20 protein-coding genes and 1 pseudogene are annotated in these 20,801 nt (G+C 71.5%); 10 read left to right on the forward strand and 11 right to left on the reverse strand.

Features of this window, described 5'->3' with window-relative positions:
* The first annotated feature begins 79 nt into the window (after positions 1 to 79).
* A complete protein-coding gene (gene hemE / locus OG936_RS28570) occupies positions 80 to 1,153 on the forward strand; it encodes a uroporphyrinogen decarboxylase (RefSeq protein ID WP_406498542.1) in 1,074 nt (357 codons plus the stop codon).
* 25 nt (positions 1,154 to 1,178) lie between these two features.
* Here the strand turns inward: hemE and OG936_RS28575 are convergent, their stop codons facing one another.
* Complete coding sequence (locus OG936_RS28575; RefSeq protein WP_406498544.1) at positions 1,179 to 2,567, reverse strand: FAD-dependent oxidoreductase; 1,389 nt, start codon at positions 2,565 to 2,567, stop codon at positions 1,179 to 1,181.
* Between the two features lie 37 nt (positions 2,568 to 2,604).
* Positions 2,605 to 3,594: a DUF4349 domain-containing protein gene (locus tag OG936_RS28580; RefSeq protein WP_406498546.1), complete on the reverse strand. Its 990-nt coding sequence runs from the start codon at positions 3,592 to 3,594 to the stop codon at positions 2,605 to 2,607.
* A gap of 127 nt (positions 3,595 to 3,721) precedes the next feature.
* Here OG936_RS28580 and hemG point away from each other — a divergent pair, with 127 nt between their 5' ends.
* Both hemG and hemQ read left to right on the forward strand, forming a co-directional pair.
* A complete protein-coding gene (gene hemG / locus OG936_RS28585) occupies positions 3,722 to 5,209 on the forward strand; it encodes a protoporphyrinogen oxidase (RefSeq protein ID WP_406498548.1) in 1,488 nt (495 codons plus the stop codon).
* A 4-nt stretch (positions 5,210 to 5,213) separates the two neighbouring features.
* Positions 5,214 to 5,942, forward strand: a complete 729-nt coding sequence (gene hemQ / locus OG936_RS28590) for a hydrogen peroxide-dependent heme synthase (protein ID WP_406498550.1) — start codon at positions 5,214 to 5,216, stop codon at positions 5,940 to 5,942.
* Positions 5,943 to 6,118: 176 nt separating this feature from the next.
* Here the strand turns inward: hemQ and OG936_RS28595 are convergent, their stop codons facing one another.
* From OG936_RS28595 to OG936_RS28610, 4 genes are all read right to left on the reverse strand, one after another.
* Positions 6,119 to 6,916, reverse strand: a complete 798-nt coding sequence (locus OG936_RS28595) for a TIGR04222 domain-containing membrane protein (protein WP_406498552.1) — start codon at positions 6,914 to 6,916, stop codon at positions 6,119 to 6,121.
* A gap of 98 nt (positions 6,917 to 7,014) precedes the next feature.
* Positions 7,015 to 8,061: a TIGR04222 domain-containing membrane protein gene (locus tag OG936_RS28600; RefSeq protein ID WP_406498554.1), complete on the reverse strand. Its 1,047-nt coding sequence runs from the start codon at positions 8,059 to 8,061 to the stop codon at positions 7,015 to 7,017.
* Between the two features lie 16 nt (positions 8,062 to 8,077).
* Complete coding sequence (locus OG936_RS28605; RefSeq protein ID WP_406498556.1) at positions 8,078 to 9,427, reverse strand: DUF692 domain-containing protein; 1,350 nt, start codon at positions 9,425 to 9,427, stop codon at positions 8,078 to 8,080.
* Positions 9,428 to 9,584: 157 nt separating this feature from the next.
* Positions 9,585 to 10,343 (reverse strand): peptidyl-tRNA hydrolase, encoded by a 759-nt coding sequence (locus OG936_RS28610; RefSeq protein WP_406498558.1) that lies wholly within the window; start codon positions 10,341 to 10,343, stop codon positions 9,585 to 9,587.
* Positions 10,344 to 10,425: 82 nt separating this feature from the next.
* Here OG936_RS28610 and OG936_RS28615 point away from each other — a divergent pair.
* Positions 10,426 to 10,644: pseudogene (locus OG936_RS28615) on the forward strand (AIM24 family protein); the annotation flags it as partial.
* Positions 10,645 to 10,705: 61 nt separating this feature from the next.
* Here OG936_RS28615 and OG936_RS28620 read toward each other — a convergent pair.
* From OG936_RS28620 to zapE, 4 genes are all read right to left on the reverse strand, one after another.
* On the reverse strand, positions 10,706 to 11,536 hold the full coding sequence (locus OG936_RS28620; protein WP_406498560.1) for a polysaccharide deacetylase family protein: 831 nt from the start codon (positions 11,534 to 11,536) through the stop codon (positions 10,706 to 10,708).
* 208 nt (positions 11,537 to 11,744) lie between these two features.
* A complete protein-coding gene (locus tag OG936_RS28625; protein ID WP_406498562.1) occupies positions 11,745 to 13,124 on the reverse strand; it encodes an alkaline phosphatase PhoX in 1,380 nt (459 codons plus the stop codon).
* Between the two features lie 159 nt (positions 13,125 to 13,283).
* On the reverse strand, positions 13,284 to 13,709 hold the full coding sequence (locus OG936_RS28630) for an OsmC family protein (protein WP_266749398.1): 426 nt from the start codon (positions 13,707 to 13,709) through the stop codon (positions 13,284 to 13,286).
* A gap of 102 nt (positions 13,710 to 13,811) precedes the next feature.
* Complete coding sequence (gene zapE, locus OG936_RS28635) at positions 13,812 to 14,903, reverse strand: cell division protein ZapE (protein ID WP_406498564.1); 1,092 nt, start codon at positions 14,901 to 14,903, stop codon at positions 13,812 to 13,814.
* A gap of 37 nt (positions 14,904 to 14,940) precedes the next feature.
* Between zapE and OG936_RS28640 the strand changes: the two genes are divergently transcribed.
* The 4 genes from OG936_RS28640 to msrB all read left to right on the forward strand — a co-directional run bounded on the left by OG936_RS28640 (position 14,941) and on the right by msrB (position 18,159).
* Positions 14,941 to 15,705: a pyrimidine reductase family protein gene (locus OG936_RS28640; protein ID WP_406498566.1), complete on the forward strand. Its 765-nt coding sequence runs from the start codon at positions 14,941 to 14,943 to the stop codon at positions 15,703 to 15,705.
* 149 nt (positions 15,706 to 15,854) lie between these two features.
* Positions 15,855 to 16,307 carry an indole-3-glycerol phosphate synthase gene (locus OG936_RS28645; protein ID WP_406500647.1) on the forward strand — a complete coding sequence of 151 codons (453 nt, stop codon included), beginning with the start codon at positions 15,855 to 15,857 and terminating at the stop codon, positions 16,305 to 16,307.
* A gap of 40 nt (positions 16,308 to 16,347) precedes the next feature.
* Positions 16,348 to 17,742: a UDP-N-acetylmuramate--L-alanine ligase gene (murC, locus tag OG936_RS28650; RefSeq protein ID WP_406498568.1), complete on the forward strand. Its 1,395-nt coding sequence runs from the start codon at positions 16,348 to 16,350 to the stop codon at positions 17,740 to 17,742.
* A 9-nt stretch (positions 17,743 to 17,751) separates the two neighbouring features.
* Positions 17,752 to 18,159, forward strand: coding sequence for a peptide-methionine (R)-S-oxide reductase MsrB (msrB, locus tag OG936_RS28655; RefSeq protein WP_406498573.1), 408 nt, complete (start codon positions 17,752 to 17,754; stop codon positions 18,157 to 18,159).
* Positions 18,160 to 18,238: 79 nt separating this feature from the next.
* Here the strand turns inward: msrB and OG936_RS28660 are convergent, their stop codons facing one another.
* On the reverse strand, positions 18,239 to 18,709 hold the full coding sequence (locus tag OG936_RS28660) for a hypothetical protein (protein WP_406498574.1): 471 nt from the start codon (positions 18,707 to 18,709) through the stop codon (positions 18,239 to 18,241).
* A 489-nt stretch (positions 18,710 to 19,198) separates the two neighbouring features.
* On the opposite strand from OG936_RS28660, the gene OG936_RS28665 reads away from it, so the two are divergent.
* Together OG936_RS28665 and OG936_RS28670 are read left to right on the forward strand one after the other, a co-directional pair.
* Positions 19,199 to 20,278 carry a dihydrodipicolinate reductase gene (locus OG936_RS28665; protein ID WP_406498576.1) on the forward strand — a complete coding sequence of 360 codons (1,080 nt, stop codon included), beginning with the start codon at positions 19,199 to 19,201 and terminating at the stop codon, positions 20,276 to 20,278.
* On the forward strand, positions 20,275 to 20,754 hold the full coding sequence (locus OG936_RS28670; RefSeq protein ID WP_406498578.1) for a carboxymuconolactone decarboxylase family protein: 480 nt from the start codon (positions 20,275 to 20,277) through the stop codon (positions 20,752 to 20,754). The genes OG936_RS28665 and OG936_RS28670 overlap by 4 nt, the downstream gene beginning before the upstream one ends.
* Positions 20,755 to 20,801 lie beyond the last annotated feature (47 nt).

Raw genomic sequence — 20,801 nt, forward strand, 5'->3', positions numbered from 1 at the left:
GGCGGAACCGGAGCCTCGTGCAGGGAGGGACACCCGGGGCGGCCCCGGCTGCTTGCGGCTTCGTGCGAAGATTCTGTGTGTGAGTGCCAACGACCGCCCCACGGGCCAGCAGACAAAGACCTTCGCCACCCATGAGTCGGCGTTCCTGAAGGCATGCCGCCGCGAGCCCGTGCCGCACACGCCGGTCTGGTTCATGCGCCAGGCAGGGCGTTCGCTGCCCGAGTACCTGAAGGTCCGCGAAGGCATCCCGATGCTCGACTCCTGCATGATGCCGGAGCTGGTCGCCGAGATCACGATGCAGCCCGTACGGCGCCACAAGGTGGACGCCGCGATCTACTTCAGCGACATCGTCGTCCCGCTCAAGGCCATCGGGATCGATCTCGACATCAAGCCCGGCGTCGGCCCCGTCATCGCCGACCCGATCCGCACCCGCGCCGATCTGGCCCGGCTGCGCGACCTCACGCCCGAGGACGTCCACTACGTCACCGAGGCCATCGGCCTGCTCACCGCCGAACTGGGCGCCACCCCCCTCATCGGGTTCGCGGGCGCGCCCTTCACCCTCGCGAGCTACCTCGTGGAGGGCGGCCCGTCCCGCAACCACGAGCACACCAAGGCCCTGATGTACGGCGACCCGCAGCTCTGGGCCGACCTGCTCGACCGGCTCGCCGAGATCACCGGTGCCTTCCTCAAGGTCCAGATCGAGGCCGGCGCCTCGGCCGTCCAGCTCTTCGACTCCTGGGTGGGCGCGCTGGCCCCCGCCGACTATCGGCGTTCGGTGCTGCCCGCCTCGGCGAAGGTCTTCGAGGCCGTCGCCCCGTACGGGGTCCCGCGCATCCACTTCGGTGTCGGCACGGGCGAACTCCTCGGCCCGATGGGCGAGGCGGGCGCGGACATCGTCGGCGTCGACTGGCGGGTTCCGCTGGACGAGGCCGCGCGGCGGGTCGGCCCCGGCAAGGCACTCCAGGGCAACCTCGACCCCGCGGTGCTGTTCGCGCCGACGACGGTGGTCGAGGAGAAGGCCCAGGAGGTGCTGGACGCGGCCGCCGGCCTGGAGGGGCACATCTTCAACCTGGGCCACGGCGTGATGCCGTCGATGGACCCGGACGCCCTGACGCGGCTCGTGGAGTACGTGCACGAGCGGACCGAGCACTGAGCCGAGGGGACCGGGCACCGCGCACTCAGGCGGTGCCCGCCCGCCGCAGTGCCGTCACCGTCTTGCGGGCCGCCACCAGGACCGGGTCCCACACCGGTGAGAACGGCGGCGCGTAGCCGAGGTCCAGGGCGGTCATCTGGTCCGCGGTCATCCCGGCCGTGAGCGCCACGGCCGCGATGTCCACGCGCTTGGCCGCCCCCTCCCGGCCCACGATCTGCACGCCGAGCAGCCGCCCCGTGCGGTACTCCGCGAGCATCTTCACCGTCATGGGATGCGCCCCCGGGTAGTAGCCCGCCCGGCCCGTCGACTCGATCGTCGCCGTGACGAACCGCAGGCCCACCGCGCGGGCGTCCTTCTCGCGCAGCCCGGTGCGGGCGATCTCCAGATCGCACACCTTGCTCACCGCCGTGCCGACCACCCCCGGGAACGTCCCGTAGCCGCCCGCCACGTTGGACCCGATGACCTGGCCGTGCTTGTTGGCATGGGTACCCAGCGCGATGTGACGGGTGCGGCCCGCCACCAGGTCGAGGACCTCGACGCAGTCGCCGCCCGCCCAGATGGTGTCGTGCCCGACGACCCGCATCGACAGATCGGTGAGCAGCCCGCCGTGCGGGCCCAGCGGAAGGCCGACGGCCCGCGCCAGTGTCGTCTCGGGTTCCACACCGATGCCGAGCACCACCACGTCCGCCGGGTAGGAGGTGTCGCCCGTGGTGACCGCGCGGACCCGGCCGTCCGGGCCGGTGCGGATCGCGGTGACCTCGGCCCGGTTGACCGTGGTGATGCCCAGGCCGTCCATCGCGTTGTGGACCAGCCGCCCCATGTCGGGGTCGAGGGTCGCCATCGGCTGCTCGCCGCGGTTGAGCACGGTCACCTCGAAACCGTGCTTGAGCATCGCCTCCGCCATCTCGACGCCGATGTAGCCCGCCCCGACGACGACCGCCCGCCGGTGTCCCGGCGCCACCCGGTCCAGCGAATCCAGCAGGGCCTGCCCGTCGTCCAGCGTCTGCACCCCGTGCACCCCTGGCGCGTCCATGCCGGGCAGCGCCGGTCGTACCGGCCGGGCCCCCGTGGCGATCACCAGCTTGTCGAAGCCCGTCCAGTACATCTCACCGGTCTCCCGGTCCAGGGCCCGCACCCGCTGCCCGGCGACATCGACCTCGGTGACCTCGGTGCGCATCCGCAGCTCGATGTCGCGGGCCCGGTGCTCCTTCGGCGTACGGGCGATGAGATCGTCCCGCTCCGCGACGTCGCCGCCGACCCAGTACGGGATGCCGCAGGCGGAGTACGAGGTGAAATGGCCCCGCTCGAAGGCGACGATGCTCAGCTCGTCGGGGCCCTTGAGCCTGCGGGCCTGGGACGCGGCGGACATGCCTGCCGCGTCACCACCGATGACCACCAGTCGCTCCGCCGTCATGCCTGGTCCCTTCGACACCGAGTCCGAAGGGACCACGCTACGACGCCGGAGGCGTGGACGAGGAGCTCGACGGCTCGGGCGACGGCGACGCCTGCGGCGTACGGCGTCCGCGCAGCCGGCCCCGCAGCAGCCGCCCCAGCAGCAGAAGCACGGCGACCGCGGCCAGGAACGGGGCCGCCGCGCCCACCGCCATCGCGAGCCACCGCAGCACCGTGACGAACGCGTGCCAGCCGCCGCCCAGCGCGTCCAGGAATCCGGGGCCGTCGTCACCGTCCTGCTTCGCCGTCGCCTCCGGCTCGAAGAGGTCGAGGGTGATCGTGGCCAGCGTGGTGCGGTCCTTCAGCGACGCCTGCTGGGCGAGCAGTGACTCCAACGACGCCTGACGGCTGCTCAGTTCGCCTTCCAGCGTGACCACGTCGGCGAGTTTCTCGGCCTGGTCCATCAGCTTGCGCACCCGCGCCACACTCGCCCGCTGGGTGGCGATCCGGCTCTCCACGTCGACCACTTGGCCGGTGACGTCCTTCGCGGACGACGTGCGCGACTGCAGCTTCCCGGCGCCCGCGAGCTTCCGCAGCACCGCGTCGTACTCGGCTTGCGGAACGCGCAACACGATATGTGACATTTCATGCGTGTCGTCGACCCGCTCGGTCTCCTCGCCGGCCACCAGGCCACCCGCGCTCTCCGCGGCCGAGCGGGCGGCCGAGGCGGCCCTCGGCACGCTCTTCACCTCCACGGAGAGCGTGGCGGTACGGATGACATGGGTGCCCGCGGGCAGGGTGCCGGACTTCTTCGGGTCTGCCGTCGAGCCGCCCGCCTCCTGCGGCCCCTGCGCCGCCTTGGCGGCCCCGGAGTCCACGGCGCTCCGCTCGTCCGCCGAGACCGCCTTGTCGCTCTTCGTGCTCGAGTCGCTCGCGCCGCCGGAGGCGCCGCAGCCGCTCAGCGCGAGGAGGCCGGCCACGACTCCGGCGGCCAGGACCGTGCGCGAACGACGGACGGATGAACGGCCGAGATGCCGGTTGGTCTGCATAACTGCTCTCCCGAGGCGGGTGGTTGATGGTGCAGGTTCGACGTACGGGGCAGGGGAACGGGTTGCCCGATACCGGTTTCGAAGCGGTCACGTTCGGGACTCGGATGAGGTTTGAGAGAGTGGGGGCATGCAGCGTTCACTCAACCGCGCAGACACAGGCCCGGGTCACGTCGTCGTCATCGGCGGTGGCATCGCCGGTCTCGCCGCCGCCCACCGGCTCCTCGAGGCCGGGCTGCGGGTGACCCTCCTGGAGGCCACCGAGCGGCTCGGCGGCAAGCTCATGACCGGTGAGATCGCCGGCACCCGGGTCGATCTCGGCGCCGAGTCGATGCTCGCCCGGCGCCCCGAAGCGGTCGCCCTGGCACGCGCCGTCGGACTCGGCGACCGCCTCCAGCCACCCGCCACCGCCACCGCGTCGGTCTGGACGCGCGACGCCCTGCGCCCCATGCCCAAGGGCCATGTGATGGGCGTGCCGGGCGACCCGGCGGCGCTCAGCGGAGTGCTCTCCCCGGAGGGACTCGCCCGCATCGCGCAGGAGCGCGACCTCACCCCGACCGCCGTCGGCGACGATGTCGCGGTCGGCGCGTACGTCGCCGACCGGCTGGGCCGCGAGGTCGTCGACCGGCTCGTGGAACCGCTGCTCGGCGGCGTGTACGCGGGCGACGCCTACCGGATCTCGATGCGCGCCGCCGTACCGCAGCTCTTCGAGGTGGTGCGCGAGGGCGGCTCGCTGCTCGACGGTGTCCGGCGCATCCAGGAGCAAGCCGCGGCCCGGCAGCAGACCGGACCGGTCTTCCAGGGCATCGACGGCGGCATCGGCACCCTCCCGTACGCGGTCGCCGACGCCGTGCGCGCGGCGGGCGGGGAGATCCTGACCGCCACCCCCGTGCTGGGCCTGACCCGTACCACCGACGGCTGGGACGTCCGCACCGACGCCCGGGTGATCACCGCCGACGGCATCGTGCTGGCCGCCCCCGCCTGGTCCGCCGCCACCCTGCTCGCCGCCGAGTCCCCGGCCGCCTCCGCCGAGCTCTCCGGTGTCGAGTACGCGTCGATGGCCCTCGTCACCATGGCGTTCCGCCGCTCCGACGTGGCCGCGACCAGGGCACTCCAGGGGCGCTCCGGCTTCCTCGTACCGCCGGTGGACGGCCGCACCATCAAGGCCTCCACCTTCTCCACCCACAAGTGGAACTGGGTCGCCGACTCCGCCCCCGACCTGTTCTTCCTGCGCACCTCCGTCGGCCGGTACGGCGAGGAGGACCACCTGCACCGCGAGGACACCGAGCTGGTCGACGTATCGCTGCGCGACCTCGCGACGGCGACCGGACTCGCGGCCAGGCCCGTGGACACCGAAGTCACCCGGTGGATCGGCGGACTGCCCCAGTACCCCGTGGGACACATTGCCCGGGTCGCCCGGATCCGCGACGAGGTCGCCAAGCTGCCCGGCCTGCGGGTCTGCGGAGCGGTCTACGACGGCGTCGGAATCCCGGCGTGCGTCGCGAGCGCCCACCGGGCCGCGGACGAGATCGCCCGCGACCTCACGGGCGCGTCCGGGGAAGAGATCATCGCCACGTCGACCCTGGTTCAGGGCACACGGAGCGAGGCGGGACAATAGCCGTATGAGTGCGCCTGAGACTGTGAAATCAAGCAAGGGCCCCAACGCGGGTAAGAAGGCCAAGGACCTCAATGAGGTCATGCGCTACACGCTGTGGTCCGTCTTCAAGCTGCGCGATGTCCTGCCCGTGGACCGTGCCGGTTACGCCGACGAGGTCCAGGAGCTGTTCGACCAGCTCGCGGCGAAGGACATCACCGTTCGCGGCACCTACGACCTGTCCGGCCTGCGTGCCGACGCCGACATCATGATCTGGTGGCACGCCGAGACCGCGGACGAGCTGCAGGAGGCGTACAACCTCTTCCGGCGTACCAAGCTGGGCCTGGCACTGGAGCCCGTCTGGTCGAACATGGCGCTGCACCGCCCCGCCGAGTTCAACAAGTCGCACATCCCGGCGTTCCTGGCCGACGAGACGCCGCGCAACTACATCAGCGTCTACCCCTTCGTGCGCTCCTACGACTGGTACCTGCTGCCGGACGAGGACCGCCGCCGCATGCTCGCGGACCACGGCAAGATGGCCCGCGGCTACCCCGACGTCCGGGCCAACACCGTCGCCTCCTTCTCGCTCGGCGACTACGAGTGGATCCTCGCCTTCGAGGCCGACGAGCTCCACCGCATCGTCGACCTGATGCGCCACCTGCGGGCCTCCGAGGCGCGGATGCACGTCCGCGAGGAGGTCCCGTTCTACACGGGGCGCAGGAAGTCGCTCGCGGACCTGGTGGCCGGGCTCGCGTAGCGAGCGGGCTCCGACCACCCCAACCCGGAAGATCAGACGGCGGGCACCCGGCGCTATCTCGCGCTGCCCGTCGTTCCAGCGACACCGGGTTCGGCTCCCGGTGCGGCGTGCCCTGCGCGCGCCGCACCGGTGTTTTTTTCGGTACGCATTCCCCCAGGACAAGCGGACGGGGAGTGCTACCGGCCCGCGCCTCCCGGCCTGCCCCTGAGCGCGGCCCGCAGCGCCGGGTCGGTCACGGCGCGCACCCCCCGTACGGCGATCGCCGCCAGGATGTCGTGGTCCGCGTCCGCCGTCGGGACCTCGCGCGCGGCGAGCAGCCGCTGTCCGGCCGGTGAGGCCCAGGCACCGCTGTACGGATGGACCTCCATCCGGGCTATGGCCAGACAGCCCAGGGTCAGCGCGAGCGGCAGCCCGAACCAGACCAGCAGGGACGGCACCGCGCCGGGGCCGCTTTCCTGACCGGGTATCAGCAGCGTCGCGGCACCCGTCCCGGCCACCAGCAGGGCCGCGCCGCGCACTGTGCGGACCGCGGCGGCCACCCCGTCCCCGCCGCCGGGGACGGCGAGGCCCGCGGTGACGAGCCGGTCGGCGAGGGCGCGCACCGGATCGGCGGCGGCCGCGGCCGCCCGTACCGGCGGAATCGGGGACTGGCCCTGCGGACCGATCGCATGTATCACCGTGCGCTCCATCTCGTCCCGGCCCTCCGGGTCCACGACCGTCGCCCACCCGGTGTGCGCGAGCAGCAGGCGCCGCCGCAGATGCATGGTGACCAGCGCCAGATCGACCACCCGGTGCGGGCCGCCGGACAGGAAAGCGGTCTCGTACAGGGTCAGTTCATGACCGTCCGGCATCCTTTGTACGGCATCCGAGGACGCCTCGGACAGTAGCCCCGCACGGGCCGTGACGAGACAGAGCCGGACGCACGAGACGGCCGCCGCACCCCATGCGACCAGCAGCAACAGAACCCAGAGCATGACGGATTCCTATGCGGGGCGGGCCGGGTGACGCCATGGCCTGTTCACCATGTGGACGGTTCGGCGGCCCGGGCCGAGGCGCGGGACGCCGCCGTCGCTCAGGAACTGCTGCTGCCGCAACTGGACCCGCCCCCGCAACTGGAGCCGCTGCTGCTGGAGCAACTGGAGCCGCTCGACCCACCGCAGCCGGACCCCGAGCCGCAACTGGAGCCCGAGCCGCAGCTCGCCCCCGAGCTGCATCCGCCGCCGCCCCCTCCGCCACTGCTGCCGCCGTCATGGGAACTTCCCCAACTGCCGCTGCCGGGGCCCGTACCGGCGCACCACAACGCCGGTGCGAGGAGCAGGGCGGCGGAGTCCGGGGAAGAGCCGGAGAACCGGCTCGATGTGCGCCCGGCCGGACGCATCCGGGCCGCCGCGATCAACTGCGCCCGCAGTGCGGGATCGGGCAGGGCCCGCAGTCCGTGCGTCGCCACCAGATGGGCAGGCCGCGGGTCGTACGCGTTCGCGGTGCGGCATGCCTCGGCCGCCTTCCGCCCCGCCCTGGTGACGCGCCCCCGGGCCACACCACCGCAGATGAAGCCGGTCAGGAAGCCGATCACCAGGGCCGGGAGGACCTGGAGAGCGAACGGTACCGAGGAGAACAGGTCGGCCGAGTCGTCGGCCATGACCTGAATCACCGTCACCACGGCGGAGACCGGAACGGCCAGCAGGCAGCCCAGGCCCTGAATGATGCTCCAACGCCGCCACACACGGCTCGTGGCCGGTGAGCCCAGCAGGCCACGGGCCGCGAGCCCGTCGCCGATCTCCTGCACCGCGGGATGCCGCATCACCGCCTCACGCAAGCTGTGCAGCGCGCCGCTGGGGGCCATGGCGTGTTCCTGGAGCACCGCGCGTTCCACCGGGTCACGGGCGTCCGCGTGCTGAATGGCGACGATGCCGGGACCGCCGATGGCGAGCCGCCCATCCGTCTGCATCGCGGTGAGCGCGGTGTCCACCACCCTGCCCGGACCGCCGTTCAGGAAGGCGGCCTCGAAGAGGTCGTGGACGGAGCCCGCAGTGCCGCGGCGGGAGCGCACGAGCCCCACGACCAGGAGGACCGAGGAGACCACGACGCCGAGATCCACCAGCATCGCGAGGGTGTTCATGCCGTGCATCGTCCGGTCACCTTCCGATCAGGGCCACGCGGGCCGCTCGTACCAGCCGGGTGGAGCGGCGCGGCGGCCGGGTTGCCGCCCGGTCCTGCCACCAGTGGGTCAGCCGGCGCCGCGCCGCGTCGTCGGCGGGTTGGCCGGCGATCAGCAACCCCTCGGCGAAGTCCAGCGCGTCGCGCCGGTATCCGGCGGACATGGGGTGGTTCCTGGCGTACGCGAGGAAGGCGTCCCGGTAGCCGGCGCCGAGGATCTCCGGCAGTTCCGGCGCCACCTTGGCGACGACCCCGGCCCGTTTGGCCGCCAGGGCACGGCTCTGGATCCCGAGCCGACGGTGGTCGAAGCCGTGCGGAGTGGGGGCGCCCGCGACGAGGGCGGAGAGCAGCGCCGTCTGGGCGACGGCGACCCGGTCGCGCACGGAGCCTGGCGAGGAGGGGCTCGGCACCGGCCGGGGGTGCGGGGCGGGCTTCGCGCCGGGCACGGACGAGCCGGCGCCCGGGACGGGCCGGGCGGCCGGCGCCCGCGCGCCCGCGCCCAGGGCGGCCGCCCGGTCCAGCGTGGCGCGGATCGTGGTCAGTTCGCCCGCCAGTTCCCCGGCCGGCGGGAAGTCGTCGTCCCGTTCCAGGAGGATGCCGGGAGGGTCGACCCGGGAGCGGAGTTCGGCGAGGACGTCGAGCACGGGCTCGGTGACCGGGTGGGCATGGGTGTCGTGCCAGACACCGTCCTTCTCGACGCCGCCCGCCACATGCACGTAGGCGATGGCCTCGACCGGCAGCTCGTCGAGCGCGGTGGCCGGGTCCTCGCCCCGGTTGACGTGATTGGTGTGCAGATTGGCGACATCGATCAGCAGCCGGACCCCCGTGCGTGCGACGAGCTCCGCGAGGAACTGGCCCTCGGTCAGCTCCTCGTCGGGCCAGGAGATCAGCGCCGCGATGTTCTCCAGCGCCAGCGGCACCGGCAGTGCGTCCTGTGCGATCCGTACGTTCTCGCACAGCACGTCCAGCGCGTCCCACGTGCGGGGTACGGGCAGCAGATGACCCGCCTCCAGCCCCGGCGAAGCGGTACGCGGCCCCCCGGCCCGTACGAACGCGATGTGCTCGGTGACCAGCGGGGCGGCGAGCAGCTCGGCGCGGGCCGCGAGATCCGCGAGCCGACCCGCGTCGGGGCGCTCGGCCCCACCGAGACCGAGCGCGACGCCGTGCGGGACGACGGTGACACCGCGCTCCCTGAGCCGCACCAGCGAATCGGGCAGATGGCCGGCACAGAGGTTCTCCGCGACCACCTCCACCCAGTCGATCCCCGGCAGCGCCTCGACGGCGTCCGCGATCTCCGGCCGCCAGCCGATACCGATCCCCAGCTTCATTCCGCCCCCTGCTCCGCTCCGGTCCGTGCTGTGCAGGGCTCATGGCCCCGGCGAGTGGTGGTCAACCCGAAGACGGAGATGTTCAGAGGTTGATCTGAGGTTCCCGGTACGGGGAATCCGGAGCGCCGCCGTCGGCCGCCCGGCCCCCGCTCATCGCTCAGCCGCGCAGCGCGGGATGGTCGGCGACCACCGTGCAGGACCCCGGCGCGATCTCGGTGAACCCGGCGTCACGCACCACCGGAAGCCCGCTCACCGTGAGTTCCTGCCAGCGGCCCGCCTCCGGAGCGGTGACGGAAAGCGGGAAGCCCGCCTCGCGCCACGCCTTGCGCTCCGTGTCCGAGAGGTCCCACCAGGCGAGCTGCGCACCGTGCCCGGCCTGCGCCATCGCCTTGCCCGCCGACATGTCCAGTTCCGGGTTCAGCCACAGCACCGGGCCGGCGAGATCGGGCGCGGCCGGCGGCTCGGGGTCGTCCAGATCCGTCCCCGAGACCTGGAGCTTCGCCAGCTCCTTCGGCCAGCCGTCCAGCGGCACCGGCGGGAAGACCCGCACCTCGGCGCTCTCGCCCGTGACCGTGATGCCGGGCAGCGCGCACGCCTTGCGCCACTCCGCGCCACGCGCCCGGCGCACCACCTTGCGGATCCGGGCGTCCTGCCAGTCCCGCATCGCCCGGGCCCACTCGCCCTCGCCGGCCGAGCGCTCGTCGGAGAGCATCACGAGCACCGCACGGGCGGCGGTCCGCAGCGCGTCGGTACGGGCCGGGGGAGCAGCCTTCTCGATGTGCACGACCAGCGGCAGCACGTACTGCGGCGCCTCGTCGCGGCTCGTGCGCCCGGACCTGAACGGGCCGTCCGTCGCGGGGGCGCTGGACGTCGCCGGATGTCCGGACGGGGATACGGGGGTGTCGTTTTCGCTCACCCGTCCCAGTCTGCCAGCCGCCCCGGAAACCCTTCTTGGCGGAATGAATCGCTCCGGGTGAGGATGCACCGCATGAAGAGCGGTTGTGATACCCGTCACGCCCCATCAGCCGGTGTGCGTCGACACGGACGCGGTGGTCGGATGGAGCGCCGAACTGAACACGTCGCTGCACCGCTCGCAGAGCTTCGGCTCGATGATTCGCGGCGGGTCCGGAGAAGCCGTCCAACTGCGGCTGGACGGGGAAGGATTCGTGATCGTACGGCCCAGCGAGCTCAAGCCCGAGAAGGCGTCGGCCAACTGATCCTGCGCGGGTGGGCCGCCGGCACGGCCTCGGCGGACCCTGGGTGCTGCGCGGGGTCGACCTAGGAGGGTGTGCGGGTGCCCATGAGATCGGAGACCTTCACGAAGCGGTACCCGCGGCCGCGCAGCTCCGGTACCACCTTGCGTACCGCCTCGTCCGTGACGGGCGCCGCGCTGCGGGTGCAGTGCATGACGACCACCGAGCCCGGCTTCACCCCGTCCAGCACCTGCCGCGCCACCGCGTCCGCATCCGTGGCGAACGCGTCGCCGCTGACCACGTCCCACTGCACCGCCGTCACCCGCTCGGGCGCCAGCGCGCGCAGCGTCGCACCGTCGTAGCAGCCACCGGGGAAGCGGAAGTACGGCACCACGTGGCGCACACCGGCCTTCCGGAACGCGGCGAAGGCACGCTCCACCTCGGCGCGCATCCCGCCCTTCGCCACGGTCGGCAGCCCGTAGCAGGGGGTAGTGAAGGCGTAGTGGCTGTACGAGTGGTTGGCGATCTCGAAGAGCGGGTCGGCGCCCATGGACCGGGCCTGCGCCGGGTACTCCTCGGCCCACCGTCCCGTCATGAACACCGTCGCGGGAACCTTCAACCGGCGTAGCAGCGTGATCAGTTCGGGATTGTCGAAATGCTCCCCCGCCGCCGCGCGCGGCCCCTCGGCGGCCGTCATGTCGGCGTCGAAGGTGAGGGCGACGACCTTGTCGGTGCTGTTCTTCGGACCCCGCTCGAACACGGGCGTCCGCCCGCCCTGCCCGGGGGGCATGACGGGCGGCTCCGACGAGGCGGGAGCCGCCTTCACGGGCGGGGTGGGCGAGGCCGGTGCAGGTGAGTGCTCGGTCGCGTGGGCTCCGGCGTCCGGCCTGCCGTGCGCTGTCGCAGCGTTGTGCATGCCACAACCGGTCAGAACAGTGCCCAGTACGACACTCAGTGCCGCAGTTACCGTAAATCTTCGTACAGAGATGGTCACTTGCGGAATGTAGTCGATCGCCCAGGTGGTGGGGGGTGGTGGCGCTCCGGCCGGAGGTGGATAAACATACCGGTACCCCCGACCGGCTCGCCGCCCCCCGGCGCAACGACTCCGTCCGTGCGTCAGTGCCTCAGTGCCACGGACCCGTCACCGCGAAAGTCGTCCCCGGCGTATAGCAGTTGACGAACATCGTCCTGCCGTCCGGGGCGAACGTGACCCCGGCGAACTCGCCCCACGAGGGCTCCTCGGGCGTCCCGATGTTCTGCCGGCCCCGCGCCATCGCGTAGACCTCGCCGCCCCGGGTCAGGCCGAACACATGCTGCGCGCCGTCGCCGTCCTCGCACACCATCAGCCCCCCGTCGGAGGCCAGGCAGATGTTGTCGGGGGACTCGCCGGGCAGTTGGACGTCCGTACCGGGGCCGAAGACGATCACCAGCGTGAGGCGGCGCCGCTTCGGCTCGTACCGCCATACCTGGCCGTAGTGATCGGCCGCCGAACCCTGCGAGCTGTGCGCGAAGCTGGAGACGAAGTAGACCGACGACCCGCCCCAGTAGCAGCCCTCCAGCTTCTGCGCGTGGGTGATGCCCTTCGGGCCGAAGTCCTGGAACCTGATCGGGGTCCCGGCGGCCAGTGGATCCGGTACGGGGACCCACTCGACGCCCTCGAAGCTCGCGCCGGTCTCCTGGACCACGGAGAGGTCGGGGACGCCCGGCACCCGCATGGCCTCCAGATGACCGCCGGCCCGCAGCGAGCCCGTACCGCCGAGCGGCTTGTTCGGCAGGAAGCGGTAGAAGAGTCCGAACGGCTTGTCGAAGGCGTCCTCCGTCTCGTAGACGATCCCGTTCTTCGGGTCGATCGCGATCGCCTCGTGCTGGAAGCGGCCCATCGCGGTGAGCGGCACGGCCCCGGTGCGGTGCGGATCGGCGCCGTCCACTTCGAAGATGAAGCCGTGGTCCTTGGTGTAGCCGTTGGTGCCGGCCTTGTCCTCGGTCTCCTCGCAGGTCAGCCAGGTGTTCCAAGGAGTGCGGCCTCCTGCGCAGTTCACCGCCGTACCGGCGATGGCGACGCGTTCGCCGAGGACGTTGTTGCGGCCGTCCAGCTCAAGAGCCGTACAGCCGCCCTTGCCCATGGGGTCGTAGGTGAGGCCCTCGACGACCGGCACCGGAATCCTGGCGGTGACACGGTTCTCGTGGTTGCGGACGAGCCGGACGTGGCCGTGCCGGCCCGCGAAGGCGGCCATGCCGTCATGGTTGCCGGGGACCTGGCCCTCGCCGGAGCGGAGCGGATCGCCCTCCCGGGACAGGACCCGGTAGCGGAAGCCCTTCGGGAGGTCGAGCAGACCGTCGGGGTCGGGCACGAGCGGGCCGTAGCCGCTGTGTCCCCGGGCGTCGGCGGTACCCGCGAAGAGTTCGGAGAACGCCCCGGCGAAGGCGATCGAGGCAACGGCCGCGCCGCTGCCGGCCAGAACCTGTCGTCGTGTTGCGTGTTGTCGTGACAGTGCTGATGACATGAGGCAACTCCCTGCTGGCGGACAGGAGAAGTGACCCGCATGTGTCTACCACGCGCATTGTCGCGCGGAAACCATGCGAGTCACTGAACCTCATGCGTACCACGGGCCCGCAGGGGACCGGGAGGTACCGGTGAGGGCCCTGTGAGAGCCCCGTCGGAGTCAGGCCAGGGACGCGGTGAGCGTGATCGTCGTGCCCGTGAGCGCCTGGCTGACCGGGCAGTTCGCCTTGGCGTCCTCGGCGGCCTTGAGGAAGCCCGCCTCGTCGAGGCCCGGCACCTCGCCCTGGACGGTGAGGTGAATACCGGTGATGCCGGTGCCGGGCTGGAAGGTCACGTCGGCCTGGGTGTTCAGTCGGGTCGGCGGGGTACCGGCGGTGGCCAGGCCGTTGGACAGCGCCATCGAGAAGCAACTGGAGTGGGCCGCCGCGATGAGCTCCTCGGGACTGGTCTTGCCGTTCGCCTTCTCCGAGCGGGACGGCCAGGAGACGTCGTAGTCGCCGATGCCGGAGGAGTCGAAGGTGACGACGCCCTTGCCCTCGATCAGATTGCCTTCCCAGACCGTGTGCGCCTGACGCGTGGTAGCCATGCTGGATCCCTTCAAACGGTGTGCGCGGTTGATACGGGAGAAACGAGGCGCCGCGGGGCACCTCGGGTGGTACGCCCCCGAGGGGGTGGTACGTCCCCGAACCTACTGCGCCACCAGACCCTTCGCGTCGCGCGCCAGCGCCGTCAGCCGGGAGATTGCCCGGAAGTACTTCTTCCGGTACCCGCCGTTCAGCATCTCGTCGCTGAACAGCCTGTCGAACGGCACCCCGGAGGCGAGCACCGGTACCTCCCGGTCGTACAGCCGGTCGGCGAGGACGACGAGCCGCAGCGCGGTCGACTGGTCCGGCACCGGCTGCACGTCGGTGAGGCAGACCGCCCGCAGACCGTCCGTCAGCGCGCCGTAGCGGCTCGGATGGACGCGGGCGAGGTGGTCGAGGAGCGAGGGGAAGTCGTCCAGGCTCGCGCCCCCGGCGGCGTACGCGGCCTTGGTGACCTGCTCGTCCGAGTACGGCGCGGGGGCCTCGGGCAGCCCGCGGTGTCGGTAGTCCTCGCCGTCGATCCGCAGCGGACGGAAGTGCGCGGACAGCCCCTGGATCTCCCGCAGGAAGTCGGCGGCGGCGAACCGGCCCTCGCCCAGCTTGCCGGGCAGCGTGTTCGAGGTGGCGGCGAGCGCGACGCCCGCCTCGACCAGCCTGCTGAGCAGCGACGACACCAGGACCGTGTCGCCCGGGTCGTCCAGCTCGAACTCGTCGATGCACAGGAGCCGGTGCCCGCTCAGCGTCCGCACGGTCTGCTGGAAGCCCAGCGCGCCGACCAGGTTCGTCAGCTCGACGAAGGTGCCGAACGCCTTCAGCGAGGACGCGGCGGGCGTGGCGTGCCAGAGAGAGGCCAGCAGGTGCGTCTTGCCGACGCCGTAGCCGCCGTCGAGGTAGACCCCGAGGGGGCCCGCGGGCGCCGCCGGCTTCCTGCTGAACCACTTGCGCTTGCCCGAGCCGCTGGCGTGCGCCCCGCCGAGCCCGGCCGCGAATCCGCTCAGGACCTCGACCGCCTCGGTCTGGCTGGGCTGGTGGGGGTCCGGGACGTACGTACCGAAGCGCACGGAGTCGAAGCGCGGCGGCGGCACCATCTCGGCGACCAGCCGGTCGGCGGGGACGTGCGGCTCAAGGGCGCACAGGGACAGGGGGGCCGTTTCGGCTATGGGGCTCTGCCCAGGCACGGCGATGGTGGACGACACAACCATCAATCCTAAGCGCCGTGCCAGACTGCAGAACATGCGACGCCTGTTCCCTGTGACCGACCTGACACCGGCTGACGACGAGGGGGAGTGGAGCCTGGACGATCTGGCCGAGGCCTACGCGTACCCCGAGCAGGCCGGCCCGTGGCTGCGCGCCAACATGGTGTCGACGCTCGACGGCGCCGCCCAGCACGACGGCCGCTCGCAGCCGATCTCCTGCGCGAGCGACATGAGGATCTTCGGCACCCTGCGCGGGCTGGCCGACGCGGTGGTGGTGGGGGCAGAGACGGTACGGCTGGAGGGCTACCGTCCCGCCAGGGCGCGCGAGGCCTTCGCCGCCCGCCGGGCCGCGGCCGGGCAGGGGCCCGCGCCGGCGATCGCCGTGGTGAGCGGCAGCCTGGACCTGGACTTCTCGTTGCCGCTCTTCGTCTCGCCGCTCGTCCCGACCCTCGTGCTGACCGGCGCCGGTGCACCCCCCGACCGGATCGTGGCGGCGCGGCAGGCGGGCGCCGAGGTGGTGATCGCGGGGGAGGGCTCCCGGGTGGACCCCGCCAGGGCCGTACGGGAGCTGGCGGAGCGCGGGTTCAAGCGGCTGCTGACCGAGGGCGGGCCCAGAATGCTGGGCCAGTTCGTGGCGGCCGGGGTGCTGGACGAGCTCTGTCTGACCGTCTCGCCGATGCTGACCGCCGGCGACGCGCAGCGGATCGCCGGGGGGCCCTCGGTGGCCGTGCCGGAACGGTTCGGCCTGGCGTCGCTGCTGGAAGAGGCCGGGTTCCTCTTCACCCGATACCGTCGAATCTGACAATCGGCGGAATCTACCGTTCCGGTTAGCTTCCGGTGGGCACAATTACTCTCGCAGACCCCGTGCGAGCACGGGGAAGGATGGTTTCAGCAGAGGCCGGTGACGGCCACTGAAGCAGAAGGGCGCCCGTGGTGTTCACCAGCGTTTTGATGATCGAGAAGGCCCTCACTTCCGAGGACGTCGAGTTCGTCACCACCCTGCACGGGGAGGAGCGGACCTCCTTCGTCGTGCTCATGCAGCCGCGCGGTGACCAGGCCGATGTGCTGTTGCGGGCCATCGACGACCTGGCGATGGGCGAACTGAAGGAAGCCGCCCGCGAGACCGAGGAGCCGGAGGGCAAGGACGCCCGGCAATCCGCCGAACTGGCGCTCGAAGTGTCACTCGAAGCGCTGCGGCAGGCAGGCTCCGAAGCCGTCGGGCAGGTGATTGAGGAGCACCCGCTGGACAAGCTGAAGACCGTGATCGACGAGGCGGAGGCGGACGAGGTCATCGTGCTGACCGCGCCGCACTACGTGGAGGAGTTCTTCCACCGGGACTGGGCGTCCAGGGCCCGGCACAAGGTCGGCGTCCCGGTGCTCAAGCTCTTCGCGCACAGCGAATAGGCTGTGCGGGAATCGTTTCAACTTTTGGGGAGACACACGCATGGCACCCGGTATTCCTGCCGCCATGGAACGGCCGCACTTCATCGGCATCGGCGGCGCCGGAATGTCGGGCATCGCGAAGATCCTCACCCAGCGCGGCGCGAAGGTCGCGGGCAGTGACGCCAAGGAGTCGGGTACGGCCGAGGCACTGCGGGCGCTGGGGGCGACCGTCCACATCGGACACGCCGCCGCCCATCTGGCGGACGACGCCTCGTGCGTGGTCGTCTCCAGCGCCATCCGCCCCGACAACCCGGAGCTGGCGCGCGCCGCCGAGCTGGCGATCCCCGTCGTCCACCGCTCCGACGCGCTGGCCTCCCTGATGGAGGGCGCGCGCGCGATCGCGGTGGCCGGTACGCACGGCAAGACGACCACCACGTCGATGCTGGCCGTCGCCCTGTCCGAACTGAACCTCGCCCCCTCGTACGCCATCGGCGGCGACCTCGCGGGCCCCGGCACCAACGCCGCGCACGGCGAGGGCGCGATCTTCGTCGCCGAGGCGGACGAGAGCGACCGCAGCTTCCAGAAGTACGACCCCGAGGTCGCGATCGTCCTCAACGTCGAGCTGGACCACCACGCGAACTACGCCTCGATGGACGAGATCTACGAATCCTTCGAGACGTTCGCCGGCAAGATCGTCCCCGGTGGCACCCTGGTGATCGCCGCCGACCAGCCCGGCGCCGTCGAGCTGACCGAGCGGGTGCGTGCGCTCTCGTCGGTGAAGGTGGTCACCTACGGCGAGTCCGAGACCGCCGACGTACGCGTCCACAAGGTCACCCCGCGCGGCCTGACCAGCGAGGTCACGGTCATCCTGAACGGGAAGTACCTCACCTTCACCGTCTCCGTGCCCGGCCGCCACTACGCCCACAACGCGGTCGCCGCCCTCGCCGCCGGTGTCGCCCTCGGCATCCCGGCCCACAACCTCGCCTCGGCCCTCGGCAAGTACACCGGGGTCAAGCGCCGCCTCCAGCTCAAGGGCGAGGCGGCGGGCGTGCAGGTCATCGACTCGTACGCGCACCATCCCACCGAGATGACCGCGGACCTCGAAGCGATGCGCGGCGCCGCGTCCGACGCCCGCCTCCTGGTCGTCTTCCAGCCCCATCTCTTCTCCCGCACCCAGGAGCTCGGCACCGAGATGGGCCAGGCCCTCGCGCTGGCCGACGCCTCCGTGGTCCTGGACATCTACCCGGCCCGCGAGGACCCGATCCCCGGCATCACCAGCGACCTGATCATCGGCGCCGCCAGGACCGCGGGCGCCGACGTCACCGCCGTCCACGACAAGGCGGCGGTCCCCCGGACCATCGCGGGAATGGCGAAGCCCGGCGACCTCGTTCTCACCATGGGCGCGGGCGACGTCACGGACCTCGGCCCGCAGATCCTGGACCACCTGTCGAGCTGAGGGAGCGACGTGTCGTACGACATCGAGAAGCCGGACGAGCAGTGGCGGGCGGAGCTGACCCCCGCCGAGTACGCGGTCCTGCGCCAGGCCGGCACGGAACCCGCCTTCGTCGGCGAATACACCGACACCAAGACCACGGGCGTCTACTCCTGCCGCGCCTGCGGTGCGGAGCTGTTCCGCTCCGACACCAAATTCGAGTCGCACTGCGGCTGGCCGTCCTTCTACGACCCGAAGGACACGGACGCGGTCGAACTGATCCAGGACCGCAGCCACGGTATGGTCCGCACCGAGGTCCGCTGCGCCCGCTGCGGATCGCACCTCGGTCATGTGTTCGAGGGCGAGGGCTACCCGACCCCGACGGACCAGCGGTACTGCATCAACTCGATCTCGCTGCGGCTGACGCCCGACGACGGCTGACGCCCGACGACGGCTGACGGCTACGGCCTGATGGCCAGGACGTGACGGTGAGGACCTGAGCGAGGGCTGACGCCGGGCGTCAGCCCTCGTCCTCGCCCTCGGGGTTCTCCGGCCGCAGCAGCGGGTGGGCGACACCCGGGAAGACCCTGGCCCGCACGACCGGCTGCGCGGACCCGCCCTGGATGACCGTCTCGGCGACACCCCACCGCCGGCCGGGCAGCACGACCGTCAGGATGTACGAGGAAGCGCAGCCCGTGCAGTCGTAGCGGTCCGCCCAGGTCCCCACGTCCGTGACACTGCCGGGGTAGCGCGCCACATGCCGGTGCAGCGCGTGGCAGCGCTCGCATCGCTCGCCCGGCTCGCACGTACCACCGCAGGGGCACGGCACGTCGAGCGATTCGGCGGGACGCCAGCGCTGGGTGAGGACGGCCTCACGCGTGGCGCCCATGTCCTTCATCGCCTTCAGATTGCGGGCAGCGACGTTGTACGACTCGCCGGTCGCGGCCATCCGGTCCCGGATGACGTCCTTGCGTCCGCGGTTCGTCGTCATGGCTTCCTCATCTGTTCCTCTGGCGGTTCACGCAGCCCGTCAGAAGGCCCACGAGATTGTGCCTTCTACGGTACCCGTCGCTCCGAGGGAGCCGTGACGTATGGCCGGCCGGGTCCGGAAGCTCAGGACGGGGACGGTTCGGGAGCGAGCGTCTGCAGGCCGATCCGCGAGATCCGCACCGTCCCCGGAGGGAATGGCCTCGGCGATCCGCGCAGCGGTGCCGGCTGCCGCAGGGTTGGAGAGCGGCGCCGGCCCCGCCGCCACCATCACGGCCGGCGCGACGGCTCGCTCCGGCCCGCACCGACTTGATGCGGGGCCGAAGCGCCGCCGCCACTTCACCCAGTAAGCCGTGCGGGACACGATCCCGATCAGCGAGCGCGACGATCCGCCGGTGCGCCGCACCCTCACCGCCGACACCCGAACCCGCCCCGAGAATTCTTTCCAGTCACGCCACTATGAACTGATGCGCCCTCTCGCTACCCTCCGCGCATGATTTCCACGGTTGTCTGGGGTACTGGCAACGTCGGCCGCGCGGCGATCCGTGCCGTCGATGCCCATCCGGCGCTGACGCTCACTGCCGTGCTCGTCCACAACCCCGACAAGGTCGGCCGCGACGCGGGCGACCTCGGAGGGCTCGACCGCGGTCTGGGGGTTGCCGCGACCGACGACATCGACAGTGTGCTGGCCGCCGGTCCCCAGGCGGTGGTGTACGCGGCGTCCGGCGACATCCGCCCCGACGAGGCCCTCACCGACATCATCAGGGCGATCCGGGGCGGAGCCGTAGTCGTCACCCCTGCGGTGTACGCGCTCTACGACCAACTGGGCGCCCCGCCGGAGTTGCGGGATCCGGTGCTGGCCGCCATCGCTGAGGGCGGCGGCTCGCTGTTCGTCTCCGGTGTCGACCCCGGCTGGGGCAACGACGTGCTGCCGCTGCTGATCAGCGGACTCGGCACCACTGTGGACGTGATCCGCTGTCAGGAGATCTTCGACTACTCCACCTACGACCAGGAGGAATCCGTCCGGTACTTGGTCGGCATGGGACAGCCGATGGACTATGAGCCGCCGATGCTTGCGCCGACGGTCCCCACGATGGTCTGGGGCGGCCAAGTGCGGCTGATGGCCAAGGCCCTCGGCGTCGAACTCGACGACATCCGTGAGACGTTGGACCGGCGCCCTCTTGAGACCATGGTGAGTACCAGGACGATGGGCGAGTTCGAGGCGGGCACCCAGGGCGCTGTCCGGTTCGAGGTGCAGGGCATCGTTGAGGGCGAACCCCGCATCGTCATCGAGCACATCACGCGCATCCATCCGGCCTGCGCACCGGACTGGCCGACGCCGCCCGACGGCGACGGCGCACACCGGGTGGTCATCGAGGGCCGCCCGCGCATAGAGGTCACGGTCGAGGCCACCGACGAGGGCGAGAACCGGTCCGCGGGCGGGAACGCCACCGCGGTCGGCAGGCTCGTGAGCGCCATCGACTGGCTTGTGGGCGCGGAACCCGGACTTTACGACGCGCTCGACGTCCCACTGCGCCCCGCGGTTGGCAGGCTCGGAAGGAGACAACGATGAACATCGATATCCCCGAAGGCAAGGATGCGATCGAGTACGTGTGGGGGGAGATGATCCCCGGGATCGGGATCGCCGCCGCGAATTTCTCGATGTCGGTGTATGCCCACACGACCCTCGGACTACGCGAGTTCGAGGCCGCGCGGTTGCGGATCGCACAGATCAACGGGTGCATCTACTGCCTCGATTGGCGGACCGAACGGGACGGAGCGAAGGTCGAGGAGGAGTTCGCCGACGCGGTGGCCCACTGGCGGACCACCGACGTCTTCGACGACCGGACCCGGTTGGCCGCCGAGTACGCCGAGCGGTACGCCCTGGATCACCACGGCCTCGATGACGAGTTCTGGACCCGGATGACCGCGCACTACAGCCAGCCCGAGATCGTGGAACTGAGCATGAGTATCGGCTCGTGGCTGGCGTTCGGCCGGCTCAACCATGTGCTGGGCCTCGACACCGTGTGCGCCCTGCCCGGGCGCTGAAGGGTCCGGGGCCGCTCGGTGTGCCCGCCCGGCCCCGGACTTCGATC

This window comes from Streptomyces sp. NBC_00846 (assembly GCF_045207325.1).
In the GTDB taxonomy this organism is placed as follows: domain Bacteria; phylum Actinomycetota; class Actinomycetes; order Streptomycetales; family Streptomycetaceae; genus Streptomyces.

Excerpts from the sequence above, each read along its gene's own strand:
- OG936_RS28575 (WP_406498544.1), bottom strand. The coding sequence starts at position 2,567 with ATGACGGCGGAGCGACTGGTGGTCATCGGTGGTGACGCGGCAGGCATG.
- OG936_RS28580 (WP_406498546.1), bottom strand. The coding sequence starts at position 3,594 with ATGCAGACCAACCGGCATCTCGGCCGTTCATCCGTCCGTCGTTCGCGC.
- hemG (WP_406498548.1), top strand. The coding sequence starts at position 3,722 with ATGCAGCGTTCACTCAACCGCGCAGACACAGGCCCGGGTCACGTCGTC.
- hemQ (WP_406498550.1), top strand. The coding sequence starts at position 5,214 with ATGAGTGCGCCTGAGACTGTGAAATCAAGCAAGGGCCCCAACGCGGGT.
- OG936_RS28595 (WP_406498552.1), bottom strand. The coding sequence starts at position 6,916 with ATGCTCTGGGTTCTGTTGCTGCTGGTCGCATGGGGTGCGGCGGCCGTC.
- OG936_RS28600 (WP_406498554.1), bottom strand. The coding sequence starts at position 8,061 with ATGAACACCCTCGCGATGCTGGTGGATCTCGGCGTCGTGGTCTCCTCG.
- OG936_RS28605 (WP_406498556.1), bottom strand. The coding sequence starts at position 9,427 with ATGAAGCTGGGGATCGGTATCGGCTGGCGGCCGGAGATCGCGGACGCC.
- OG936_RS28620 (WP_406498560.1), bottom strand. The coding sequence starts at position 11,536 with ATGCACAACGCTGCGACAGCGCACGGCAGGCCGGACGCCGGAGCCCAC.
- OG936_RS28625 (WP_406498562.1), bottom strand. The coding sequence starts at position 13,124 with ATGTCATCAGCACTGTCACGACAACACGCAACACGACGACAGGTTCTG.
- OG936_RS28630 (WP_266749398.1), bottom strand. The coding sequence starts at position 13,709 with ATGGCTACCACGCGTCAGGCGCACACGGTCTGGGAAGGCAATCTGATC.
- OG936_RS28640 (WP_406498566.1), top strand. The coding sequence starts at position 14,941 with ATGCGACGCCTGTTCCCTGTGACCGACCTGACACCGGCTGACGACGAG.
- OG936_RS28645 (WP_406500647.1), top strand. The coding sequence starts at position 15,855 with ATGATCGAGAAGGCCCTCACTTCCGAGGACGTCGAGTTCGTCACCACC.
- murC (WP_406498568.1), top strand. The coding sequence starts at position 16,348 with ATGGCACCCGGTATTCCTGCCGCCATGGAACGGCCGCACTTCATCGGC.
- OG936_RS28660 (WP_406498574.1), bottom strand. The coding sequence starts at position 18,709 with ATGACGACGAACCGCGGACGCAAGGACGTCATCCGGGACCGGATGGCC.
- OG936_RS28665 (WP_406498576.1), top strand. The coding sequence starts at position 19,199 with ATGATTTCCACGGTTGTCTGGGGTACTGGCAACGTCGGCCGCGCGGCG.
- OG936_RS28670 (WP_406498578.1), top strand. The coding sequence starts at position 20,275 with ATGAACATCGATATCCCCGAAGGCAAGGATGCGATCGAGTACGTGTGG.